Annotated in this window: 21 protein-coding genes; 9 read left to right on the top strand and 12 right to left on the bottom strand. The window is 67.7% G+C overall.

Annotation, left to right across the window (positions count from 1 at the left end; all coding sequences use genetic code 11):
* Positions 1-37: 37 nt before the first annotated feature.
* From catC to ACQPYH_RS09120, 5 genes are read right to left on the bottom strand one after another with little or no spacing between them, the layout of a single operon-like run.
* Positions 38-304 (bottom strand): muconolactone Delta-isomerase, encoded by a 267-nt coding sequence (catC, locus tag ACQPYH_RS09100; protein ID WP_432888985.1) that lies wholly within the window; start codon positions 302-304, stop codon positions 38-40.
* Positions 304-1,437, bottom strand: a complete 1,134-nt coding sequence (locus tag ACQPYH_RS09105; protein WP_432888987.1) for a muconate/chloromuconate family cycloisomerase — start codon at positions 1,435-1,437, stop codon at positions 304-306. Before ACQPYH_RS09105 ends, catC begins: the two co-directional genes overlap by 1 nt.
* Positions 1,437-2,282 carry a catechol 1,2-dioxygenase gene (gene catA / locus ACQPYH_RS09110; RefSeq protein WP_432888989.1) on the bottom strand — a complete coding sequence of 282 codons (846 nt, stop codon included), beginning with the start codon at positions 2,280-2,282 and terminating at the stop codon, positions 1,437-1,439. The genes ACQPYH_RS09105 and catA overlap by 1 nt, the downstream gene beginning before the upstream one ends.
* A gap of 11 nt (positions 2,283-2,293) precedes the next feature.
* Positions 2,294-3,847 (bottom strand): 4-hydroxyphenylacetate 3-hydroxylase family protein, encoded by a 1,554-nt coding sequence (locus tag ACQPYH_RS09115; protein ID WP_432888991.1) that lies wholly within the window; start codon positions 3,845-3,847, stop codon positions 2,294-2,296.
* A gap of 11 nt (positions 3,848-3,858) precedes the next feature.
* On the bottom strand, positions 3,859-4,413 hold the full coding sequence (locus tag ACQPYH_RS09120; protein ID WP_432888993.1) for a flavin reductase family protein: 555 nt from the start codon (positions 4,411-4,413) through the stop codon (positions 3,859-3,861).
* Between the two features lie 124 nt (positions 4,414-4,537).
* Here ACQPYH_RS09120 and ACQPYH_RS09125 point away from each other — a divergent pair, with 124 nt between their 5' ends.
* Positions 4,538-5,353, top strand: a complete 816-nt coding sequence (locus ACQPYH_RS09125) for an IclR family transcriptional regulator domain-containing protein (RefSeq protein WP_432888995.1) — start codon at positions 4,538-4,540, stop codon at positions 5,351-5,353.
* Here ACQPYH_RS09125 and ACQPYH_RS09130 read toward each other — a convergent pair.
* Entirely contained in the window at positions 5,347-6,228 is an 882-nt protein-coding gene (locus tag ACQPYH_RS09130) for a LysR family transcriptional regulator (RefSeq protein WP_432888997.1), read from the bottom strand. The genes ACQPYH_RS09125 and ACQPYH_RS09130 overlap by 7 nt on opposite strands.
* A 78-nt stretch (positions 6,229-6,306) precedes the next feature.
* Between ACQPYH_RS09130 and ACQPYH_RS09135 the strand changes: the two genes are divergently transcribed.
* Genes ACQPYH_RS09135 through ACQPYH_RS09150 form a run of 4 tightly spaced genes read left to right on the top strand, consistent with a single transcriptional unit; the run spans position 6,307 to position 9,677 of the window.
* Complete coding sequence (locus ACQPYH_RS09135; RefSeq protein ID WP_432888998.1) at positions 6,307-7,515, top strand: acetyl-CoA C-acetyltransferase; 1,209 nt, start codon at positions 6,307-6,309, stop codon at positions 7,513-7,515.
* Complete coding sequence (gene pcaD / locus ACQPYH_RS09140; RefSeq protein ID WP_432889000.1) at positions 7,512-8,279, top strand: 3-oxoadipate enol-lactonase; 768 nt, start codon at positions 7,512-7,514, stop codon at positions 8,277-8,279. Before ACQPYH_RS09135 ends, pcaD begins: the two co-directional genes overlap by 4 nt.
* Entirely contained in the window at positions 8,276-9,049 is a 774-nt protein-coding gene (locus ACQPYH_RS09145; RefSeq protein ID WP_432889002.1) for a CoA transferase subunit A, read from the top strand. Before pcaD ends, ACQPYH_RS09145 begins: the two co-directional genes overlap by 4 nt.
* Position 9,050: 1 nt before the next feature.
* Positions 9,051-9,677 carry a 3-oxoacid CoA-transferase subunit B gene (locus ACQPYH_RS09150; protein ID WP_432889004.1) on the top strand — a complete coding sequence of 209 codons (627 nt, stop codon included), beginning with the start codon at positions 9,051-9,053 and terminating at the stop codon, positions 9,675-9,677.
* A 311-nt stretch (positions 9,678-9,988) separates the two neighbouring features.
* Here ACQPYH_RS09150 and ACQPYH_RS09155 read toward each other — a convergent pair whose 3' ends face one another.
* The gene (locus tag ACQPYH_RS09155) at positions 9,989-10,183 is read right to left on the bottom strand and encodes a hypothetical protein (protein WP_432894701.1); all 195 of its coding nucleotides are present in this window, start codon (positions 10,181-10,183) and stop codon (positions 9,989-9,991) included.
* Between ACQPYH_RS09155 and ACQPYH_RS09160 the strand changes: the two genes are divergently transcribed.
* Both ACQPYH_RS09160 and ACQPYH_RS09165 read left to right on the top strand, forming a co-directional pair.
* The gene (locus ACQPYH_RS09160; RefSeq protein WP_432894362.1) at positions 10,122-10,358 is read left to right on the top strand and encodes a hypothetical protein; all 237 of its coding nucleotides are present in this window, start codon (positions 10,122-10,124) and stop codon (positions 10,356-10,358) included. The two genes, ACQPYH_RS09155 and ACQPYH_RS09160, sit on opposite strands and share 62 nt — an antisense overlap.
* Before the next feature lie 145 nt (positions 10,359-10,503).
* Positions 10,504-11,457 carry a hypothetical protein gene (locus ACQPYH_RS09165; protein ID WP_432889006.1) on the top strand — a complete coding sequence of 318 codons (954 nt, stop codon included), beginning with the start codon at positions 10,504-10,506 and terminating at the stop codon, positions 11,455-11,457.
* An 8-nt stretch (positions 11,458-11,465) separates the two neighbouring features.
* Here the strand turns inward: ACQPYH_RS09165 and ACQPYH_RS09170 are convergent, their stop codons facing one another.
* Genes ACQPYH_RS09170 through ACQPYH_RS09185 form a run of 4 tightly spaced genes read right to left on the bottom strand, consistent with a single transcriptional unit; the run spans position 11,466 to position 15,953 of the window.
* A complete protein-coding gene (locus tag ACQPYH_RS09170; protein WP_432889008.1) occupies positions 11,466-12,779 on the bottom strand; it encodes a glycoside hydrolase family 32 protein in 1,314 nt (437 codons plus the stop codon).
* On the bottom strand, positions 12,776-13,615 hold the full coding sequence (locus ACQPYH_RS09175) for a carbohydrate ABC transporter permease (RefSeq protein ID WP_432889010.1): 840 nt from the start codon (positions 13,613-13,615) through the stop codon (positions 12,776-12,778). The genes ACQPYH_RS09170 and ACQPYH_RS09175 overlap by 4 nt, the downstream gene beginning before the upstream one ends.
* Complete coding sequence (locus tag ACQPYH_RS09180; protein ID WP_432889012.1) at positions 13,612-14,544, bottom strand: carbohydrate ABC transporter permease; 933 nt, start codon at positions 14,542-14,544, stop codon at positions 13,612-13,614. Before ACQPYH_RS09180 ends, ACQPYH_RS09175 begins: the two co-directional genes overlap by 4 nt.
* Positions 14,544-15,953, bottom strand: coding sequence for an ABC transporter substrate-binding protein (locus ACQPYH_RS09185; RefSeq protein WP_432889014.1), 1,410 nt, complete (start codon positions 15,951-15,953; stop codon positions 14,544-14,546). The genes ACQPYH_RS09180 and ACQPYH_RS09185 overlap by 1 nt, the downstream gene beginning before the upstream one ends.
* 159 nt (positions 15,954-16,112) lie before the next feature.
* Here ACQPYH_RS09185 and ACQPYH_RS09190 point away from each other — a divergent pair, with 159 nt between their 5' ends.
* Positions 16,113-17,156 carry a LacI family DNA-binding transcriptional regulator gene (locus tag ACQPYH_RS09190; RefSeq protein ID WP_432889016.1) on the top strand — a complete coding sequence of 348 codons (1,044 nt, stop codon included), beginning with the start codon at positions 16,113-16,115 and terminating at the stop codon, positions 17,154-17,156.
* A complete protein-coding gene (locus ACQPYH_RS09195; RefSeq protein WP_432889018.1) occupies positions 17,153-18,544 on the top strand; it encodes a glycoside hydrolase in 1,392 nt (463 codons plus the stop codon). The genes ACQPYH_RS09190 and ACQPYH_RS09195 overlap by 4 nt, the downstream gene beginning before the upstream one ends.
* A 230-nt stretch (positions 18,545-18,774) precedes the next feature.
* On the opposite strand, the gene ACQPYH_RS09200 is transcribed toward ACQPYH_RS09195, so the two are convergent.
* Entirely contained in the window at positions 18,775-20,082 is a 1,308-nt protein-coding gene (locus ACQPYH_RS09200; protein WP_432889020.1) for a S8 family peptidase, read from the bottom strand.
* Positions 20,083-20,089 lie beyond the last annotated feature (7 nt).

Below are 20,089 nucleotides of genomic sequence, written 5' to 3' on the forward strand. Positions count from 1 at the left end.
CAGTGGGCGCCGCGCTGGCCCGGAGCCGGAGGGTGCTCTAGATCTTCGAGGGGTGGGTTGCGAGGGGGGTTACGTGGATCTTCATGTACGGGAAGAGCGGCAGGGTTGAGAGGATTTCGTGGAGGGCGTCGTTGGTTGGTACGTCGAAGATGCTGATGTTGGCGTACTCGCCGACGACCCGCCACAGCCCGGGCCAGACGCCCGACTGCTGCAGCTCGATGGCGCGGGCCTTCTCGCGGGCGAGGAGGGGGGCTGCATCCAGGTCGGGTGGGAGCTGGACGTCCATGCGGACGTGGAAGAGCATCAGGTCTCCTTGGTGAGGTGCTGCCGGCGGAGGGCGGCGACTGCGTCCAGGTCCAGTTGTACGCCGAGGCCGGGGCCGTCGGGGAGTTGCAACGCGCCGTCGACGTACGACAGCGGCGTACGCAGGATCTCCTCGGTGAACAGCAGCGGGCCGAAGAGCTCGCTGCCCCAGGTGACTCCCGGCGCGGCGCATGCCAGCTGCAACGACGCTGCGGTGCCGATGCCGGTTTCGATCGAGGTGCCGCCGTGGCAAGGGATATCGGCGGCGGCGGCGATGGCGGCGATGTCTCGCGAGCGGCGGAGGCCGCCGAGTTTGGTGGTCTTCAGAGACCAGACGTCGGCAGCGCGCAGATTCACCAACCGCAACGCATCGACAGGGGTTCGCAGCGATTCGTCGGCCATGATCGGGATCGGCAGCAAACGATTGAGCTCGGCCAGGGCCTCGACCTGCTCGCCGGGCACTGGCTGTTCGACGAGTTCGACGCCGGCCGCGGCCAGGCGGGGAAGATAGGTTGAAGCCGTCAGGAAATCCCAGCGTGCGTTGAGATCCACGCGCACCCCGGCCGCATCAGCGAGCTTCTCGGCGATCGCGCACACCCGGCGCGTGTCTTCCTCCGGAGGCAGCGCGCCCATCTTCAGCTTGAAGCTGCGGTGCCCGTCCCGCAGCTTCGCCAACGCCTCCTCGACCACGACCTCCTCCGGCTCGGCGCCCAACGCCCACGTGACGTCGACCGACGTACGTGCGAGTCCGCCGAGCAGAACATGCACAGGTACGCCGAGGGACCGCGCCCACGCGTCATGCAGCGCGACCTCGACCGCACACTTCGCGTAGAGGTTGGCACCCACCCGATCCGAGATATCGGACCACAGCCCGGCGATGTCCGCGACGGACCGGCCGGGCAGCAGCGGGGCGACGTACGTGTCAAGGGTGACCTTCATCGACTCGACCGACTCGCCGCCCCACCACGGGCCGCCCGGGACCACCCCCTCGCCCTCGCCCACGACACCGTCGCGGGTGTGGACGAAGGCCAGCAGGACCGGCTGGGCGGTCATCGCGACGCGGGCGAACCGGTGCGGTCGACGGAGGGGTACGTCGATGATCACCGTCTCCAGCCGGTCGATGGTGAGATCCATCAGCCCTGCTCGAGCTCGAAGTCGTAGGACACCCGCCGTACGCCGGTGCCGTCGTCGACCGGGTCGAGGATCAGCTCGGGCTTGGTCGCCTCGGCGACGTCGGAGTCGAGCCAGTCGCCGCCCGCGAAGTACAGCTGGGTCGTGACGGTCCGGTGCCCATCAGCCCGCACCATCAGGTGCAGGTGCGCCGGCCGCCACGGATGCCAGCCGGCGGCGCCGATCAGCTTGCCGGTCGGTCCGTCGGTCGGGATCTGGTACGGCGCGGGCTGCACCGTGCGGATCGCGAAGTTGCCCTCGGCATCGGTCGTCACGAGGCCCCGTAGATTGCCGAGCGGGATGTCCGGCGCGAATCCGGAATAGTAGCCGTCGGCATCGGCATGCCAGATGTCCACCTCGGCGCCGGCCAGCGGCGTACCGTCCACATCGCGCACCTGCCCCGACAGCACCAGCGGCTCGCCCTGCTCGTCGGCCCGATGCGGCAACTCGCAGGTCGACGAGAGCCGAACCTGGTCCGGCAGGTAGTACGGGCCCAGGATCGTTCCCTTCGTCCCGTGCTGTGACGAGGCTGCGACCTCTTCGACGACGTGCTCGACGAAGACGTCCATGAACAAAGGCCATTCGCCGACCTCGCCGACCTCCATCAGCCACGCCTTCGCGGCCTGGAACTCCGGGTAGGTGACTTCGTTGGAGCGGATCGCCGCGTGCACGCCCTGCAGGACGGCAGTGACCACAGCACTCACGCGCTCGGGTGAGACCTCGGCAGCCGAGCGTGATGTCGATTTGAAGTTCGAGCTCGCGTTCGCGCCGGAGCCCGCGGCGGTGGGAGAGTCCTGCACAGTAGTCATCATGCGCTCCTTCAGCGGTTCAGGATCCGGTTGACGTCGGTCGGGTTGATCAGGTCGGGGACGGTCCAGCCGTCCAGGTCGTACTCCGCGAGCATGGTCTCGGCGAAGCCCTTCATCGCCGCGGTCTCGCCCTGCGCCTCGGCGGCGAACAGGATCTCGGCCTTCACGTTCTCGTGGTTGCCCGAGTAGTTCCGCTCGTACAGTTCGTGCCGTCCGCCGAACTCGGTGCCGACCGAGTCCCACAGCGCCTTCATCAACTTGGTGCGCTCGACCGCGTCGTACCCGTTGGAACCGCGGACGAAGCGGTCCAGATAGGGCCGGACCTCAGGCGTCTTGAAGTCGACCGCACTGGAGTTGAGGTAAATGAGGCCGGAGGCAACATCCTGCTGGATGATCTCCTTCACCCGCGGGTATCCGGTGATCATGAACTGCCGGTAGATCAGCCCGTAGTCGAGCTTCGGCAGGACGGTCCCGTTCGGTCCCGGGTCCGGGTTCAGCGCCATCGCGTCGGCCATGCAGCGGAACAGGTTGCGCCAGCCGATCACCTCGCCGACCCGGGTCTGTACGCCGCGGAAGTCCTTGCTGCCCGTGCATTCGAGGGCCTTGAGCAACAATCCGGCGATGAAGTCGAGCTTGACCGACAACCGGATGCAGCCGTGGAACGTGAACCGCGGGATGAACCCGGACTGCGGGAAGAACCCGTTGATCTTGTCGACATCGCCGTACAGGAAGATGTTCTCCCACGGCACCAGCACCTTGTCGAAGACGAAGATCGTGTCGTTCTCGTCCAGCCGGCTCGACAGCGGGTAGTCGAACGGGCTGCCCATCACGTCGGCCTGCATGGTGTACGACGGCCGGCAGATGAGCTTCACACCAGGGGCGCTCATCGGGACCGTGCAGATCAGCGCGTACTCCTTCTTCTTGATCGGCAGCCCGTAGTGCGCGATGAAGTTGTAGTTGGTGATCGCCGAACCGGTTGCCACCACCTTCGCGCCGGACACGATCACGCCGGCGTCGGTCTCCTTCTCGACCCGCATGAAGATGTCACCGGCCTCGTCCGGCGGTAGGTTGCGGTCGACCGGCGGGTTGATGATCGCGTGGTTCCAGTACAGGACCTTCTCCTGCGACTCCTTGTACCAGCGCTTCGCGTTCTCCTCGTACGGCGCGTAGAAGTCGGTGTTCCCGCCCAGCGTGCCGAGGAAGCTGGCCTTGTAGTCCGGGCTGCGGCCCATCCAGCCCCAGGTCTGCCGGGCCCAGTGCTCGATCGCGCGGCGTGAGCTCTGCAGGTCCTCGACGCTGTGCGGCGTACGGAAGAACGCGTGCGTGTAGCCGCCGTTGCCGGTGTCGGTCGGGACGGTGATCTCGTCCTTGGTGGCGGGATCGTGCAAGGCGTCGTACAGCCGGGCGGTCATCCGGGCCGGGTTGCGGAACGCCGGGTGTTCGGTGACGTCCTTGACGCGTTCGCCGTAGATCCAGATCTCGCGGTCGTCGCGGATCGAGTCCAGGTACTCCGCTCCCGTCATCGGGCGTTTGGTCGTGGTCTGCGGCTCGACAGTCGTAGTCATGGAAAGTCCTTTCAGGCAAGGGCAAGCGGGGTGAAGACGGCCGCGGCGTCGAACCAGCCGCGCTCGGGGCAGTCCAGCGATCCCGACCAGTGGGTCTCGACCGGACCGAGGTTGCGGAACCGGCCGCCGTGGAACAGCAGCGGGTCCCGGGCGGTGATGTCGACCGCGTCCACCTCGCCGATCACGATCAGGTGGTCACCGCCGTCGTACGTCCGCCACGGCCGGCACGAGATCGTCGTGGCCGCGCCTTCGAGCAGCGGAGCGAGGGGACCGTCGACCCAGCCGGGCGCGCGGTCTGGCTTGTCGATGGGCCGCCCGGCGAAATGCCAGGCGACGTCGAGCTGGTCGTCGGCGAGCACGTTGATCGCGAACGGCTTGCCGTCCAGGTATTGGCAGGCCTTCGATGTGCGGCCGAGTGTGACCTGCGCAAGCGCGGGCTCGAGGGAGACGGCGGTGAAGGCGTTCACGGTCGCGCCGTGCGGCCGGCCCTCCTCGCTGGTGCAGGTCACCACGGTCACGCCGGTGGCGAACTGGCCGAACGCGTTCCGGAGTTCTCGCGAGTCCATCTGCGTCACCTCTTTCGGATGTACGCTCTGCGTACAGCAAGTACGCTTGGCGTACGACAAGACACTGGAGCCCTCGGCGGCGACTGTCAAGGGCTCAACAACTTTCCGTGGAAGGATGGCCCGCATGGTTGGGGAGGGGAGCGAGCGCGATTACGTGCAGAGCATCGAGCGCGGATTCGCCGTACTGCTGGCGTTCGACGCCGACCGGCCGACGCCGACCCTCGCCGAGGTCGCGACGGCGACCGGGCTGTCGCGTCCCGCCGTACGCCGGATCCTGCTGACCTTGCAGAAGCTGGGGTACGTCGCCGCCGTGGGCAGCCGCTGGACCCTGACGCCGCGGGTCCTGACGATCGGGCAGCACTACGCCGCGACGCACACCTTCGTGGAGACCGCGCAGCCGCATCTGCTCCGGCTGGCCGAGGAGACGCAGGAATCGGCGTCACTCGCGCAGCTCGACGGGACCGACGTCGTGTACGTCGCCCGCGTCCAGGTCCGCCGGATCATGGCGGTCTCCGTCGACGTCGGGAGCCGGGTGCCGGCGTACGCGACCTCGATGGGACGTGTGCTGACCGCGTGGGCCGATGCGTCGGTCGTGGACGCGGTGCTGTCGGCCGGGTTGCCGCGGTTGGCGCAGCGCACGATCACCGACCCGACGGTCTTTCGGGATGCGCTGCATCGGGTGCGCCAGGACGGGTACGCCGTCGTGGAGTCCGAGCTTGAGGACGGACTGCTGTCAGCGGCGGTCCCGGTCCGTACGCCGGATGGCGCCGTACTCGCGGCCCTCGCGTACTCGACAACTGTCGGACGGCGCACCGAGAGCCAGATCGTCGAGAAGGTCATCCCGCTGATGCAGGAGACCGCGGCGGCTATCGCCGAGGATCTGCGCCTGCTGGGTGGAACGCGCCGCCTGGACGCGCACTCTCGCGACGGCTTCTACTGAACCAGGCTGGCTAGGACGGCGAGCGCGCGTTGCAGGTGGGGCGCCTCGTCGCCAGCCCTCGTTGCCGCCGCCAACTCGACCGTTGCCTGCCCGTTGAGGGCGCGATAGGCGACGCCCGGGACCATCAGCTCCGCCACCGGCGCCGGAACCACCGCGATCCCGAGACCGGCCGCCACGAAGGTCACCAACGTCGAGGTCTCCGCCACCTCGTGCCGAACGCGCGGCTCGAACCCGGCCGCCCGGCAGCGCGCGAGCACCGTGTCGTGCATCACCGACCGCCCACCGCCGGCGTGGATCACGAAGTCCTCGTCCGCCAGCTCTTTGAGCCGCACCCGACGTCGCGCAGCCAAGCGATGCCCGTCCGGCACCGCCACGATCAGCCGATCGGCCCGCAATACCTCGACCTGCAGCGAATCGTCGTCGACAGGCGGCCGGAGGAGACCGAGGTCGATCCGCCCGTCCACCAGCGCCCGTGCCTGGTCGGGCGCGAGCATCTCGCCCTGCACAGCCACCTCGATGTCCGGCAGCTCCTCCCGCAGGGTCCGCACCAACTGCGGCAGCAGGCTGTACGTCGCCGAGCCCACGCACCCGATCACCAACCGCCCCTGCAGTCCGGCTGCGATCCGCTGCGCCTCGCCGGCGGCCGACGACACTGCCCGGATGATCTGCCGGGCTCTGACCAGGTACGCCTCACCGGCCGCGGTCAGCTCGACCCGGCGCGTCGTCCTTCTGAGGAGCTCCAGGCCGAGCTCGCCCTCGAGCTGACGGATCTGCTGCGACAGCGGCGGCTGGGCCATGTGCAGGCGGGCCGCCGCGCGACCGAAGTGCCGCTCCTCGGCGACGGCGACGAAGTACCGCAGGTGACGCAGCTCCACGATTCATACTCTCAGAGTCTCGATCGAGCGTAAATGAGTATTTCTCCATATCGGTCCGTACGGCCTACCGTCGAGGGCATGAGCGATGTGGTGATCTGCGAACCGATCCGTACGCCGGTGGGCCGCTTCGGCGGGGCACTGTCCACGCTGTCGGCCGCCGACCTCGCCACCGCGGCGCTCACGGAGCTGGTACGGCGTACCGGTCTGGGCGAAGGTGATGTCGACGACGTCATCCTCGGCCAGTGCTACCCGAACGGCGAAGCCCCCGCGATCGGCCGGATCGCCGCGCTCGACGCCGGGCTCGGAGTGTCGGTGCCGGGGGTGCAGATCGACCGCCGGTGTGGCTCCGGTCTGCAGGCCGTGTTGTACGCCGCCGGCATGGTCGCGACCGGCGCGGCACGCGTGGTCGTTGCTGGAGGCACCGAATCGATGTCGCAGGTCGAGCACTACGCGCTCGGTCTGCGCACCGGCGTACGCGGCAACGTCGAGCTAGACGACAGGCTGATCCGAGCCCGCGAAACCGCCGGCGGCAAGTACCACCCGGTCCCCGGCGGAATGCTCGAAACCGCCGAGAACCTGCGCCGGAAGTACGGCATCAGTCGCGAGGAACAGGACGAGCTAGCCCTCCGGTCCCACCAACGCGCCATCGCCGCACAGACTGAAGGCCACTTCTCAGATGAGATTGTCGGGCTCGAGGTTGCAGGTCGTCGGGGGGAGACCACCTTCGTCTCCGTCGATGAGCATCCGCGGCCCGACACATCGCTCGACGGGCTTGCCGCACTCCGTCCGGTGATGCTGAAGAGCGACCCCGACGCGACCGTCACCGCCGGCAACGCGAGCGGGCAGAACGACGGGGCTGCGGTCTGCATCGTCACCACGCGCGACGAGGCCGAGCGCCGCGGTCTTCGTCCGTTGGTCGCCCTCCGCTCGTGGGCCGTCGCCGGCGTAGGACCGGAGGTGATGGGCATCGGCCCGGTCCCCGCCACCGCAGCAGCCCTCGCCCGGGCCGACCTGACCCTCGACGACCTGGACCTGATCGAACTCAACGAGGCTTTCGCCGCCCAAGTCCTCGCCTGCCTGCGCGAATGGAAACTCGACCCCACCGACGACCGCCTCAACCCCAACGGCTCAGGCATCTCCCTCGGCCACCCGCTCGGCGCCACCGGCGCCCGCATCCTCGCCACGCTCTCCCACGAACTCCACCGCCGCAACGGCCGCTACGCCCTGGAAACCATCTGCATCGGCGGCGGCCAAGGCATCGCGGCAATCTTCGAGGCCGTCAGATGACGGTGGCTCATCTCGTCACCGGTCGACCTGATGCCCCGGTCGTCGTACTCGCGAACTCACTCGGCTCCACCTGGGAGATGTGGGACGCGAACTTCACCGGCCTGGAGCAGCACTTCCGCGTCGTCCGCTTCGACACCCGCGGCCACGGCCGTTCCCCGGTCCCGCCAGGCCCGTACACGATCGACGACCTCGCCGACGACGTCGTCATGTTGCTCGACGATCTCGCTGTCGAGCGCGCCCACTTCGTCGGACTTTCGCTCGGCGGCATGACCGGCCTGCGCTTGGCCGCGCGCGATCCGTCCCGCATCGACCGCCTCGTCGTACTCTGCACCGGCGCCCGCCTCGATCCCTTGAGCGGCTGGACCGATCGGGCTGAGCTTGTCCGCGCGAAGGGCACGGCGGCCGTGGCGGAGGCCGTCGTACGACGGTGGTTCACGCCGGGCTGGCTGGTTGAGCATCCTGAGGTGCGGGCTGCGTGTGAAGAGATGGTTGCCTCGACGCCGGCCGACGGGTACGCCGCGTGCTGCGAGGCCATCGCCACGATGGACCTGATCGACGACCTCCCCGCGATCACCGCGCCGACGCTCGCGATCGCCGGCGCCGACGATCCGGCTACTCCGCCGTGGCAGCTCGAGCGGATCGCCACGTCAGTTGCCCACGGCAAACTTCTCGTCGTACCGGACGCCGCTCACCTGGCCGCCGCCGAACGACCCGACCTGGTGACGCCGGCCGTCATCGCCCACCTTCAGGAGGACTACGAATGAGCGTGGACAAGGTCTTCGCGACACCGGCCGACGCGGTCGCTGACATCCCGGACGGGAGCAGTCTGGCGGTCGGTGGATTCGGTCTGGCCGGCATCCCGTGGTTCCTCATCGGGGCCTTGCTCGACCAGGGCGCGCGGGACCTGACCGTGGTGTCGAACAACTGCGGTGTCGACGGTGCGGGCCTTGGACTGCTGCTGGAACAAGGGCGGATCAGTCGGGTGATTGCGTCGTACGTCGGGGAGAACAAGGAGTTTGCGCGTCAGTACCTCGCGGGGGAGTTGACCGTCGAGCTGACTCCGCAGGGCACGCTGGCCGAGCGGCTGCGGGCGGGCGGCGCCGGGATCGGTGCATTCTTCACTCCGACCGGCGTGGGGACGTTGGTGTCGGAGGGCGGGTTGCCGTGGCGGTATGCCGCGGACGGCACCGTCGCGGTCGCGTCGCCGCCCAAGGAGGTCCGCACGATCCAGGGCCGGGAGATGGTGCTCGAGGAGGCGATCGTCACCGACGTCGCGCTGGTCCGCGCCGCGGTCGCCGATCGCGCCGGGAACTGCGTGTTCCACGCCGCCGCGCGCAACTTCAACCCGGTCGCCGCGATGGCCGGTCGCCTGACGATCGTCGAGGCCGAGCAGGTCGTCGAGGTCGGAGCGCTCGATCCGGATGCGGTCCATCTGCCCGGCGTGTTCGTACAGCGCGTCGTACCTCTCACTCCTGAGCAGGCCGAGGAGAAGAGCATCGAGAAGCGCACGACCCGCCCGCGACCGGAGGCCTGACATGCCGTGGACCCGAGACGAGATGGCCGCCCGAGCGGCGGCGGAGCTGAACGACGGCGAGTACGTGAATCTCGGAATCGGACTGCCGACCCTCGTCCCTAACCACCTACCGGCCGGCTCGTCGGTCACCCTGCAGGCGGAGAACGGGGTGCTGGGCGTCGGTCCGTTCCCGTACGACGACGAGGTCGACCCGGACCTGATCGACGCCGGCAAGCAGACGGTCACCGTCGTACCGGGAGCGTCGTACTTCGACTCGTCCACCAGCTTCGCCATGATCCGCGGCGGGCACGTGGACGTCGCAATCCTGGGCGGAATGCAGGTCTCCGCAACCGGCGACCTAGCAAACTGGATGGTCCCCGGCGCCGTCGTAAAAGGCATGGGCGGCGCAATGGACCTAGTCTCCGGCGCCCGCCGCGTAGTCGTCCTCATGGAACACCTAACCCGCAAAGGCGCCCCCAAACTCGTAACCTCCTGCACCCTCCCCCTAACCGGCCGCCACGTAGTCCACCGAGTCATCACCGACCTAGCCGTCCTAGACGTTGCCAACGGCACCTTCCACCTCGTCGAACTAGCCCCCGACGTAACCCGCACCAACGTAGAACAAGCCACCGCGGCGTACGTCGTGTAAGCAGCCCCCGCGTGCTACGCAGCCGCCTCTCGTCGCTGCGCTCCTCGGCGCGTCCGCTGCGCGCGCTACCCACCCACCCCCGGCTCAGTGCCGGAGCACCCCTTCCGGCTACCGCCGGGACCTTCCGGCTGCCGCCGGACCTGCGGGCTGCCGCGCGTGCGACTGCCAGGTGGTGCCGCCCATGGGGTGGGTCGAGCGTCCTTGGCCCCGTGGCGCCATCCACTTGTGCTGGCTGCGCAGCCCGCCTCGTGAGGTAGACGCCTCCTCGCCGGCCTGTTGACTGACCGTGCTGACCGAGCGGGCCGGAGCGCTCACGCCGCCGCCGGGCGCACTCGCTTTGGACGCGACGCCCCAGCAATCAGGCCGCAGGACGCGGCGGTCGCAGTCCGCAACCTGAGCGTCCACAGAACAGCGTCTGCGACGACGGTCGTTGCCGGGAACAAGCTGCGCTTCGTCATCGCCGTACACAACACCGGACCGTCGTTGGCGGCCGGGGTGACGGTCACCGACGAGCTCCCCGCCGGGCTCCGCCTGGCAAGCAAGCCGGACCGGTGCACTATCGGGCAGAAGATCACCTGCGCAGTAGGCCGGACCCGGATCCGAGCGACAATTCCAATTCGGTCACAGTCAAGGTCACCCCGCACCAGCCGGCCCGCCCGACTCCGCCGGACCCGGGCCTGACCAGCTCCGGCGCCCTCCAGGTGACGGGCTGGAGGGCGTCGGGCCGATTTGCATCAAGCTGCAATGTATGCACTAATGCTCCCTTCCTCCGCTATAGTCAGCGCGATCTCGAGTTAATCGAGACCAAAACGGAGGGGGAACTCCTATGAAGTTGCAGCGCTTTGCGCTCGCACTGGCCGGGATCGGCCTGCTGGGCGCATCTGTCTCGTCGGTTCCGGCCTTCGCCGGAAAGACCGACCCAAAGCCTCATTTCTCTGACAAGGTCGCCCACCCGGGGGCCGTGAAGGCACTGGCCGTCGGTGGCCCGTGCATCAACTACGTCGGCGTGCCGACGGCCGCGGGCATGATGCAGGAGATCGACGTGACGGCCGGTGCGACTCCGAGCGCGGAATCGTTCGAGCCGTTCAACTACGTCGCCACCCGCGCGAACGCGACCTGGTACGGCGCGGTGAACGCTGCCGGCACGCAGTATTACTACTACGGCCTGATGCTGCAGGGCTCGAGCCTGTACCGCCAGACGACGTATCTGCCGGACGCCAAGCCGCCGGTCCCGACGTTCAAGAAGGTCGGCACGGGCTGGACCAACTTCAAGACGATCGCCACCTCTAACTACAGCATCGCGAACCCCAGGCACGCGTACCTGTACGGCCTGAACACCAACAACAGCCTGTACCGCTACCAGATCGTCGGCGCGGGCTTCAAGGCACTCGGCCCCATCCCGGGCTTCCGTGGCTTCAAAACGATGACGGTGGTCAGCGAGACCGCGACGTACGACACGCTGCTGATGACCACCACCGCCGGTGCGCTCTGGACCGCGCACATCCCGATCGCCGCCGGTGCGAAGCCGGTGATGAAGCTGATCCGCGCCTCGGGCTTCGACAAGTACGAGTCGCTCGTCGCTCAGGGCTGCGGCACCCGCGGCGGCACCCTGGTGACTGCCGTCGACAATGCCACGCAGTCCGGCAATCAGTACGCGTTCAGCAAGTTCAACGGCACCGCGACTGCCATGACGAACTACGGCCCGATCCCGGGGGCCGTCTTCAACGGCGTGGACCACGTCTCGTTCACCACGCACTATGACCAAGAGGTCAGCGAGTAGTAGTTCCATCAGCGAGCGAGGCCCCAGCACTGCGTGTTTGCTGGGGCCTCGATTCGCCAGGGGGGCGGGGTCGTCGGGTAGACGCGCGTGCTGAGCACGCGACCTGCGCTGGTGAAGGCCTCGACCACTGACCCGTCGAGGAAGATCCGGAGCGCCGGCCGGTCCGACGCCGGATCGAAGGCGTCCGTCACCTCCATCCGCCCACCGTGGGCGTACGGCGCAACGCTCGCGTGGCTCCGGTCGATCGTGAAGGTGTCGGCGTCCAGCTCGAAGGTCAGGTACTCCTCGTCGCTGAAGTGAACGACGACGCGTCCTGAGCCTTCCGGTACGACGATCTCGAGCTGAGCAGTGCTGGCGGGCGAATCGGTCCGCAGCGTGTCCATCGTCGGTACGGGCGCACTCCGCAGCGAAGAGTCCGCTCCCAGCCAGACCACGCGGGGGAGTGAGATCACCCCGGCCCAGCCGTCGTTCCAGCCCGGACGATCGCGCCCTTCCGGCAGCCAGCCGAACAGCAGCGGACCGAATCGGCTCTCGCGCACCGCCGACGCCGCATAGAAGTCGGTGCCGTGATCCACCCGCTGCGGTGCCGGTGGTACGTCGACATCGAACGACAGCACCTCGCCCGGCCCGCCCTCAGGCGACCACGAAGCAACCACGGCGATCCGCCGGCCGTCGATCGTCAGCATCTGCGGGCATTCCCACGCCGACCCGGTGTCCTCCCCTCCCACCCGGGTACGAGGGAGCTCGGCGAGCGGGTCGACTGCCGTCCACTCCGACAGGTCAGGTGATCGATACAGCGCGAGGCTGGCACCGCGATCGACGTACCCGGCGCCGACCACCATCCACCAGGTCCCGTTCTCCTTCCAGACAAAGGGATCCCGGAACATGACCGCTTCATCCGGATCCGGGACCACCTGGTACGCCGGTCCGAACGACGCGCCGCCGTCGTCAGACACAGCCGTGAGAACCGACTGGTACGGGCTGCCGTCCACGCGCCCGGAGTAGAAGGCCCGGATCCGGCCGTCGTCCAGCACGGTATTGCCGGACCAGCAGCCGTCGGTGTCCGGCCCGCCCGGCTGCGGCGCCATCGCGGGCCGGTGCAGCGTCCAGTGCACGTAGTCGGTCGAGGTGGCATGCCCCCATTCGACCGGTGCCTGCAGGTCGAGCGTCGGCCGCGACTGGAAGAACAGGTGTACGTCGCTACCGAGCTCGATCGGCCCGTTCGGGTCGTTGAGGTATCCGCCGGGCGGCCGGACGTGGTACCTGGGACGGAGGTGTGCCACCGTCCCGGTCGACCGGTGTGCGGATCGGGTCTGGGTCACCGTGAAGCTCCTGCCGTGATGCCTGCGATGAAGTACCGCTGGGCGAAGATGAACAGCACTACGCTCGGCAGGATCGCCAGCACCACGCCGGCCAGCACCACCGAGATCGAACCGGTGCCGAGGTTTCCCTGCAGGCCGACCAGGCCCAGCGGCAGCGTGAAGTTGTCCTGGGTCTGCAGGAAGATCAGCGGCCGGTAGAACTCCGCCCAGAAGCCGGAGAAGTTCAGGATCGCGAGCGTGGCGATCGCCGGACCGGCCATCTTGGCGTAGATCAGCAGGAAGGTCTGGAAGTGGCCGGCGCCGTCGATCCGCGCCGCCTCTCCCAGTTCCTTCGGCATTTGCATGAAGTACTGGCGCATCAGGAACGTCCCGAACGCGCTGCCCAGCGCCGAGACCACCAGCGACATCGGGCTGTCCGACAGACCGAGGTACCGGATGATCACGAACACCGGGATGATGATCGTCTGCAGCGGCACCATCATCGTGGCCAGGAAGATCCCGAAGATCACCGAGCGGCCGGGAAAGCTGACCATCGCGAACGCGTAGCCGGACAGCGTGCAGGTGATGGTCTGGCCGATCACGATCAGCCCGGTCACGACCACGCTGTTGAAGAAGAACCGGCCGATCGGGATCCGGTCGAACACCGCGCTGTAGTTGGAGAAGTCCGGGTGCAGGGGGATCCACTGCGGTGGATTGCTGAACGCCTCGGCCGGTGTCCGCAGCGAGGTGGTGACCGTCCAGAGCAAGGGGCCGAGGGCAACCATTGCGGCGAGGACCAGGACCACGATGCCGGTCATCCGGCCGATCCGGGCGAGGGTTCCGGTGGATTCTGTCATTGGTAGAACACCAGCTTTCGCGCTGCCAGGAACTGCAGTCCGGTGATGATCAGGATCGCCGCCAGCAGCACGATCGCGATCGCCGAGCCGTACCCGAACTGCAGGTTCTGGAAGCCCTTCTGGTACATCGAGATCGTCACCGTGGTGGTCGCCGTCCCCGGGCCGCCCTTGGTCATGATGTACGGCTGGTCGAACAGCTGCATCGCGTTGATCAGGGCAACGACCGCGGCGAACAGGATGGTCGGGCTGATCAACGGGACCTTGATCCGGAACAGCGTCCGCAACGGCCCGGCTCCGTCGATCTGCGCGGCTTCGAGGACGTCGGTGGGCACCGACATCAACGAGGCGACGAACAGGACGAACGTGAACCCGACCTGCTGCCACACCGCTACCAGCACGATCGTCGTGGCCGCTCCGAATCCGCTCGTCAGCCACGGCACGTTCGGGATGCCGAGCAGCCCGAGGTAGTAGTTCACGACGCCGAACTTGTAGTCGAACATGTAGCCCATGAAGATCGAGACGGCGGCCGTCGACGCCAGCAGCGGCAGGTAGAACGCAGTACGGAAGATGGTCCGGATCCACACCAGCTTGCGTTGGTTGACCAGGACCGCGAGCCCCAGACCGAGAGTCAGTTGCAGCACGACGACAGCCAGCGCCATGCCCAACGTGACGCCGAACGACTTCAGCACCGGACCGTCGGTGAACAGCCGCTGGTAGTTCTCCAACCCGACGAACTGCGGGCTCGAGATGACGTCCCAGGAGAAGAACGACAACCCCAGCGACGCGACGATCGGGATCGCGGTGAAGACCGCGACGAACAGACACGACAGCCCGATCATCGCGAAGCCGAACGGAGCCTCCCGATGCGACGACGGGTGCCGGCGGCGCTTGGCGATGGCAGCCGGCACCTCAGCGGTGGCGGCCGACATCAGCTAGCCCCCGCTGCCTTCTCGAGGTCGGACTGCAATCCGTCCAGCGCAGCCTTCGCGTCGCCGGAAGAGATCGCCTGCGTCGTGCGCTGGTTCAGTGCGGTCGCGAGCGCGTTGTAGTACGGCGGGGCCGGGATCGGCGCGGTCTCCGGGTGCTTGGTCAGCGTGTCGTAGAAGACCGACCAGTGCTTCGGTCCGGTCTTCGCGTACCGCTCGGCCGTCACCAGGGACTTGCGGCCGGGCGTGGTCACGTTGCCCGGGAAGACCAGGTCGAACGTTTCCGGCTTGACCAGCAGCTTCAGGACCTCCCAGGCGAGATCCTTCTTCTTGGACGACTTGAAGATCGCGTAGCCGCCGGCGCCGAAGAGGTGCCGCTGGCTCTTCCACTTCGGGAACAGCTGTACGTCGAAGCTGCCGTTCTTCATCCCGGCGTTCGTCAGCCCGCCGGCCCAGAACCCGCCGCCGATCGACATGCCGATCCGGTTCGACGCGAACAGGCCCTGCAGCGTGCCGCCACCGCCGACGTCGGGCGATGGCGACAGCCCCTTCTTGGTCAGCTCGATCATGTAGTTCAGCGCCTCGACGGTGCCCTCGGAGTTCGCGGTCGGCGCGCCCCACTTCCAGCCGCCCTTACGGCCCGCGGCGGCCGGATCACCGGCGTACGCATTGTTCCACAGCCAGTCGCCGCCGTCGTACTTGCCCTCCTCGAGCAGGTTCGCGTTGTTGGCGTACATGAACGACGTCCAGCTGCCCCAGAGGCGGACCACCCAGCCGAAGGCGTTGATGCCCTTGAACTTGGCGATCTTCGTTGCCGCGGACTCGAAGTCGTCGATGGTCCAGCCCTCGCTCGGCGGTACGACGCCGGCCCGCTGGAACAGCTCGGTGCTGTAGAACATGTTCCCGGCGTTGAAGCTGTCGGGCAGCTCCCACAGGTGGCCCTGGTACATCATCGACTCGACCAGCGCGGGGTGGATATCGGCGAAATACTCCTTCAGCGCGGACAGGTCCTTGGTGACGTAGTCGTCCAACGGGACCGCGAGTTCCTTGGACGCCATCAGCTGCAGGCCCTCGGTCGCGACGCTGATGATGTCGGGCGGGGTCCCGGCGGCGATCTGGGTCAGCACCTTGGCCAGGAAGTCGTTCCAGTCGGTGCCGTTGATGGCCGAGATCTCGAACTTGATGGTCGAGTCGAGCTTGGAGATCTGCGGCTGCAACCGGTTCTGCAGCTGGGTCGCCGCCGCCTGCTCTCCGAAGTACAGCATCTTGAGTGACTTCGACGACGAGCCGCCGCCGCTGTTGCCGCAGGCGGCCAGATCGGCCAGCGCTGCGAGCCCGAGTCCACCGGCCGCCCCGGCCTTCAGCACGGTACGGCGGGCGATCGGGCCACCGGGGGGATGGATGCCTGTCATGGGGTTCCTCCTTGGCCGCTCGAGTGGCCCGGCAAGCCACCCAATACGTATTGACTGGGGACGGTAGCAGCGGTGTACGGTAGGGCGCAATACGTATTGGGTCCAGCTGTGATAGAAAATTGGCTGCGGTAACGCAGCCGCTCACCGTGAAGGGGGACCATGGCGAAGCAGCCGGCCGGTCGGCCGAAGCGCGTCACGATGACCGATGTCGCGAAGCGCGCCGGGGTGTCCCAGCCCACCGTGTCGTTCGTCCTCAACGATCGCCGCGACGTCGCGGTTGCCGAGGAGACCCGGCGGCGCGTGCTCGAGGCCGCGGCCGAGCTCGACTTCGTCCCGAACCGGGCGGCCCAGCTGCTCCGGTCGAACAAGTCGTTCACGGTCGGCGTCGTGACCAGCGGCATCGTCTCCCAGCCGTACGCCGGTCTGATCGTGCTCGGTCTCCAACAGGTCGTCCAGCCGGCTGGTTACGTCTGCATGGTCGTCGACACGACCGGCGATCCGGGCGAGGGGGACGACGCGGTGGCGAGCTTGGTGGGGCAGGGCGTCGCCGCGATCGTCTACGCGTCACTCGCGCCCAAGCCGCTGCATCGCAGCCCACGGCTCGATGGCATTCGCACGATCTTCGTGAACTGCTGGCCGGAGGAGGGCAAGGCCGACACGGTCCTGCTCGCCGACGAGTACGCCGGTGGTCGCGCCGCGGCGGCGTCGGTGTTCGAGCGCGGGCATCGCGAGGTCGCCTTCCTCGGCGGCATGCGCAACGACTATGCCTGCAAGGAGCGCCGCCGCGGTTTCGACGATGCCGCCCGAGCGGCCGGTCTGCGCCCGTCCGACCTCGTGCATCGGTACGGCAACTACCAGATCGGATCCGGGTACGACCTGGCCACCGAGGTGGTGACCGAGCACCGGTCGACCGCATTGGTCTGCGGGAACGACCGGATGGCGATCGGGGCGATGCTCGCCTTGCATGCTCTCGGGCTGGATTGCCCCAAGGACGTCAGCATCGTCGGCTTCGACGATCAGCCTGATGTCGCAGACCAGGTGCGTCCGGGGCTGACCACGGCCGCGTTGCCGCACCTGATGCTCGGCCGTCGCGCCGGCGAACTGGTGCTGGGCTCGCCGGACGACGCGCCCGAACGGATCATCGTCGACTGTGAACTGGTCGAGCGTGAGTCGGTCGGCGCACCGCCGAGGAGTCGTCGATGAGCGGGTACGTCGGCGACGTCATCCCGTTCAGCTACGACGGCCGGATCTGGCTGTTCTACCTGCTGGACGAGCGACTGGACGAGCCGACCGGCATGCCGTGGGCGCTCGTGTCCACCACCGATTTCGTGGAGTACGTCGACCATGGCGTCGTGCTGCCCGCCGGTGACCGCGACGCTGTCGACTTCGACTGCTACACGGGCAGCGTGATCGCGGACGGCTCGCAGTTGCACCTGTTCTACACAGGCCACAATCCGCGCCTCGGGGATGCCGACGGCTCGTTCCAGGTCGTCTGCCACGCGGTCAGCGATGGGGATCCGACGCGATGGACCAAGCTGCCTGACCTGACCTTCGGTGCGCCCGATGGTTACGTGCCGCAGGACTGGCGAGATCCCTTTGTTTACAGGGTGTCGCCGGATCAGCCATGGCAAATGGTCCTCGCGGCCCGGTACGTCGGCCGACCGGATCGCCGGTGTGGTGTCGTCGCCCGCCTGACCTCGACCGACCTGGAGCAATGGACTCTGGCACCGCCGCTGTGGGAGCCGCACCGATACATCACCCAGGAGTGCCCGGACGTCTTCCAATGGGGGGACTGGTGGTACTTGGTGTACTCCGAATTCAGCGACGCCTTCCAGACCCGCTATCGGATCTCCCGCGACCCGGACGGCCCCTGGCTAGCCCCCGCCCACGACACCGTCGACGGCCGAGCGTTCTACGCAGCCAAGTCCGTCGAACACAACGGACGCCGCTTCTTCATCGGCTGGATCCCTACAAAACAAGACGGTGCGTGGCAATGGGCGGGCGATCTCGCCGTCCTCGAAGCCCATCAATCCGCCGACGGCACGCTGGCCTTCACGTTGCCGGAGGAGCTTCGCGCGGCGTACTCCGACGTACAGCAGGTCTCACTGAAGCCCGTCGACGGCGCCGCGAGCGAGCCGGGTCAAGGTGCATCTGATCGCTACTCCGCCTGGATCGGCGACCCGGTCCCCGCCGACTGCCTCATCGACCTCACCGTAGACGTTGCCCCAGGCACCCAATCCCTGGGCCTCCTGCTCCACGCGTCTCCCGACGGCGAACAAGCCACCATCCTCCGCCTGGAGCCCAAGCAAAACCGCCTGGTCCTCGACACCTGGCCCCGAGGCCGCACCGGTCCCGCCCAGTGGCAGGTCAACGGCGACATCCCGCACGCCGTCGACCTGGAACGCCCGCACCCACTCCCACCCGGCCGCCACACCCTCCAGGTCCGCCTCCAAGGAACCACCGGCCAAGCCATCCTCGACAACCAAACAGCCCTGTCCTTCCGCCACTACACCACAGCCCCCGCCCACCTCGCCTTCTTCACCACCGACGGCACCGCCGACGTCATCAGCTTCACCGTCGCGCACCACTGAGGTGTCAACGCGGCACGTCAGTCGACGTTTGTGGCAGTGAGCTTGACGCCTCCGTTCGAGCCCTGGTGCAGCGCGGTTCGGTCGCCGTGGTCGACGATGGTGAGTTCTCCGCTTGCCCCGTCGACCACGACACGACGGCCGCAGCCGTCAAGACATTCGAACAGCAGGCCGGCTGGGCTTGCCGTGCATTCCATCCGATGCGTTCTGGCCATACTTCATAACAACACCACTCATTTGCAGGCGCAATCGCAGCCGTGGTGGCATGCCTCGCGCGGCGTACCGCACACCTGGTCGGGTAACAGAACCGGCCCGACTCCACGGACAGCCTGGCTACGGGCGAACCGCAGCAGCGCCTCGGTCGCCTGCGGTGCGTTCTCACCGGTCGCAGACATCCGCGCCGCAATCATCCCAGCCACCAACGGAGCCGAGAACGACGTCCCGCTCCAGCTGCACAGTCCGACGAAGGATCGTGTCTGTTGCGGGTGCTCGTGGATGGTCAGGTAGTCGCCGACCCCGAAGGCATTGACGAGATCCGTGCCGGGTGCGTACACATCGACCCAGCCGCCGTAATTGGAGAAGTCCGCCCGAGAGGTCCCGTTCGCCGACAGGGCGCCGACTCCGACGGCCCACGAGTACGCCGCGGGGTAGAACGGCAGCCGGCTCGTGTCGTTGCCGGCCGGAGCGACGAGGACCACGTTCACCTGTCGCAGGTACTCGTCGTAGAAGGCACTGAAGGTGAGCATCGGCAGGTGCAACCGGGTGGTCCCGGCGAACTCGCAGACGATGACGTCGGGGCCACGGTCCATCGCCTCGACCAGCTGCGGGACGATCTCGTCCTCGAACAAGAATCCCGCATGCTGCGTCGCCCGCTCCACATAGATGTCCGCGTGCGGCGCGACGCACCGTACGCATCCGGCGACGAAGGTGCCGTGACCGGCGTACGGCTCGATGGTCTTCTTCACGAGCGGATCCTCATCGCCGTCTACGCCCGCCATCCACGGCCACCTGGTCGGCGCGTCCTTGAACAGACCGCCGTCCACGACGCCCACCATGACACCGTCACCGTCCCAGCCGTGGGTCCCGCAGCAGATCCCATCGCTCACCGGCGGCACCGGACTGAAGGATTGGGACGAGACGACTGCCGGCTCGGTCGCCGGACAGGGGTGCCCGCTGCCGGGACACAACGACAATCCATGGACCGGGGTTGCCATCCCGGCCTCGAGCAACTCGTCCAACTGTTCGAGAATCTCGGGCACCGAGAAGTCGTCGCCGGACCACTCGAGCTTGACGACCCCGGCAATCACCGGCGCATCACCGATGCCGATGTCCCGCTGAACGCTCTCATCGCCTCCCGAGAGAATCCCCCGCAGAGTCTGCCGCACGCGGTCGGCGTCCGGCGTCCGGACCAGGATGCTGTTGCGGCGGTAGAAGTACTGGACACGTACCTCGTCTCGCCAGTCCGGCGGATAGGCCTCCGCGCGGGGGTCCTGTTCCAGAATGAGCTCGACAGCCTCTACGAGACGTTGTTGCTCGGACATGTTGCAC

This window comes from Kribbella sp. CA-245084 (assembly GCF_050942355.1).
Lineage (GTDB): Bacteria > Actinomycetota > Actinomycetes > Propionibacteriales > Kribbellaceae > Kribbella.

Bases quoted from the DNA above. Each gene is read 5' to 3' on its own strand.
- catA (WP_432888989.1), bottom strand. From the start codon at position 2,282: ATGACTACTGTGCAGGACTCTCCCACCGCCGCGGGCTCCGGCGCGAAC.
- ACQPYH_RS09105 (WP_432888987.1), bottom strand. From the start codon at position 1,437: ATGGATCTCACCATCGACCGGCTGGAGACGGTGATCATCGACGTACCC.
- ACQPYH_RS09115 (WP_432888991.1), bottom strand. From the start codon at position 3,847: ATGACTACGACTGTCGAGCCGCAGACCACGACCAAACGCCCGATGACG.
- ACQPYH_RS09135 (WP_432888998.1), top strand. From the start codon at position 6,307: ATGAGCGATGTGGTGATCTGCGAACCGATCCGTACGCCGGTGGGCCGC.
- catC (WP_432888985.1), bottom strand. From the start codon at position 304: ATGCTCTTCCACGTCCGCATGGACGTCCAGCTCCCACCCGACCTGGAT.
- ACQPYH_RS09180 (WP_432889012.1), bottom strand. From the start codon at position 14,544: ATGTCGGCCGCCACCGCTGAGGTGCCGGCTGCCATCGCCAAGCGCCGC.
- pcaD (WP_432889000.1), top strand. From the start codon at position 7,512: ATGACGGTGGCTCATCTCGTCACCGGTCGACCTGATGCCCCGGTCGTC.
- ACQPYH_RS09150 (WP_432889004.1), top strand. From the start codon at position 9,051: ATGCCGTGGACCCGAGACGAGATGGCCGCCCGAGCGGCGGCGGAGCTG.
- ACQPYH_RS09175 (WP_432889010.1), bottom strand. From the start codon at position 13,615: ATGACAGAATCCACCGGAACCCTCGCCCGGATCGGCCGGATGACCGGC.
- ACQPYH_RS09200 (WP_432889020.1), bottom strand. From the start codon at position 20,082: ATGTCCGAGCAACAACGTCTCGTAGAGGCTGTCGAGCTCATTCTGGAA.
- ACQPYH_RS09145 (WP_432889002.1), top strand. From the start codon at position 8,276: ATGAGCGTGGACAAGGTCTTCGCGACACCGGCCGACGCGGTCGCTGAC.
- ACQPYH_RS09195 (WP_432889018.1), top strand. From the start codon at position 17,153: ATGAGCGGGTACGTCGGCGACGTCATCCCGTTCAGCTACGACGGCCGG.
- ACQPYH_RS09165 (WP_432889006.1), top strand. From the start codon at position 10,504: ATGAAGTTGCAGCGCTTTGCGCTCGCACTGGCCGGGATCGGCCTGCTG.
- ACQPYH_RS09185 (WP_432889014.1), bottom strand. From the start codon at position 15,953: ATGACAGGCATCCATCCCCCCGGTGGCCCGATCGCCCGCCGTACCGTG.
- ACQPYH_RS09125 (WP_432888995.1), top strand. From the start codon at position 4,538: ATGGTTGGGGAGGGGAGCGAGCGCGATTACGTGCAGAGCATCGAGCGC.
- ACQPYH_RS09120 (WP_432888993.1), bottom strand. From the start codon at position 4,413: ATGGACTCGCGAGAACTCCGGAACGCGTTCGGCCAGTTCGCCACCGGC.
- ACQPYH_RS09190 (WP_432889016.1), top strand. From the start codon at position 16,113: ATGGCGAAGCAGCCGGCCGGTCGGCCGAAGCGCGTCACGATGACCGAT.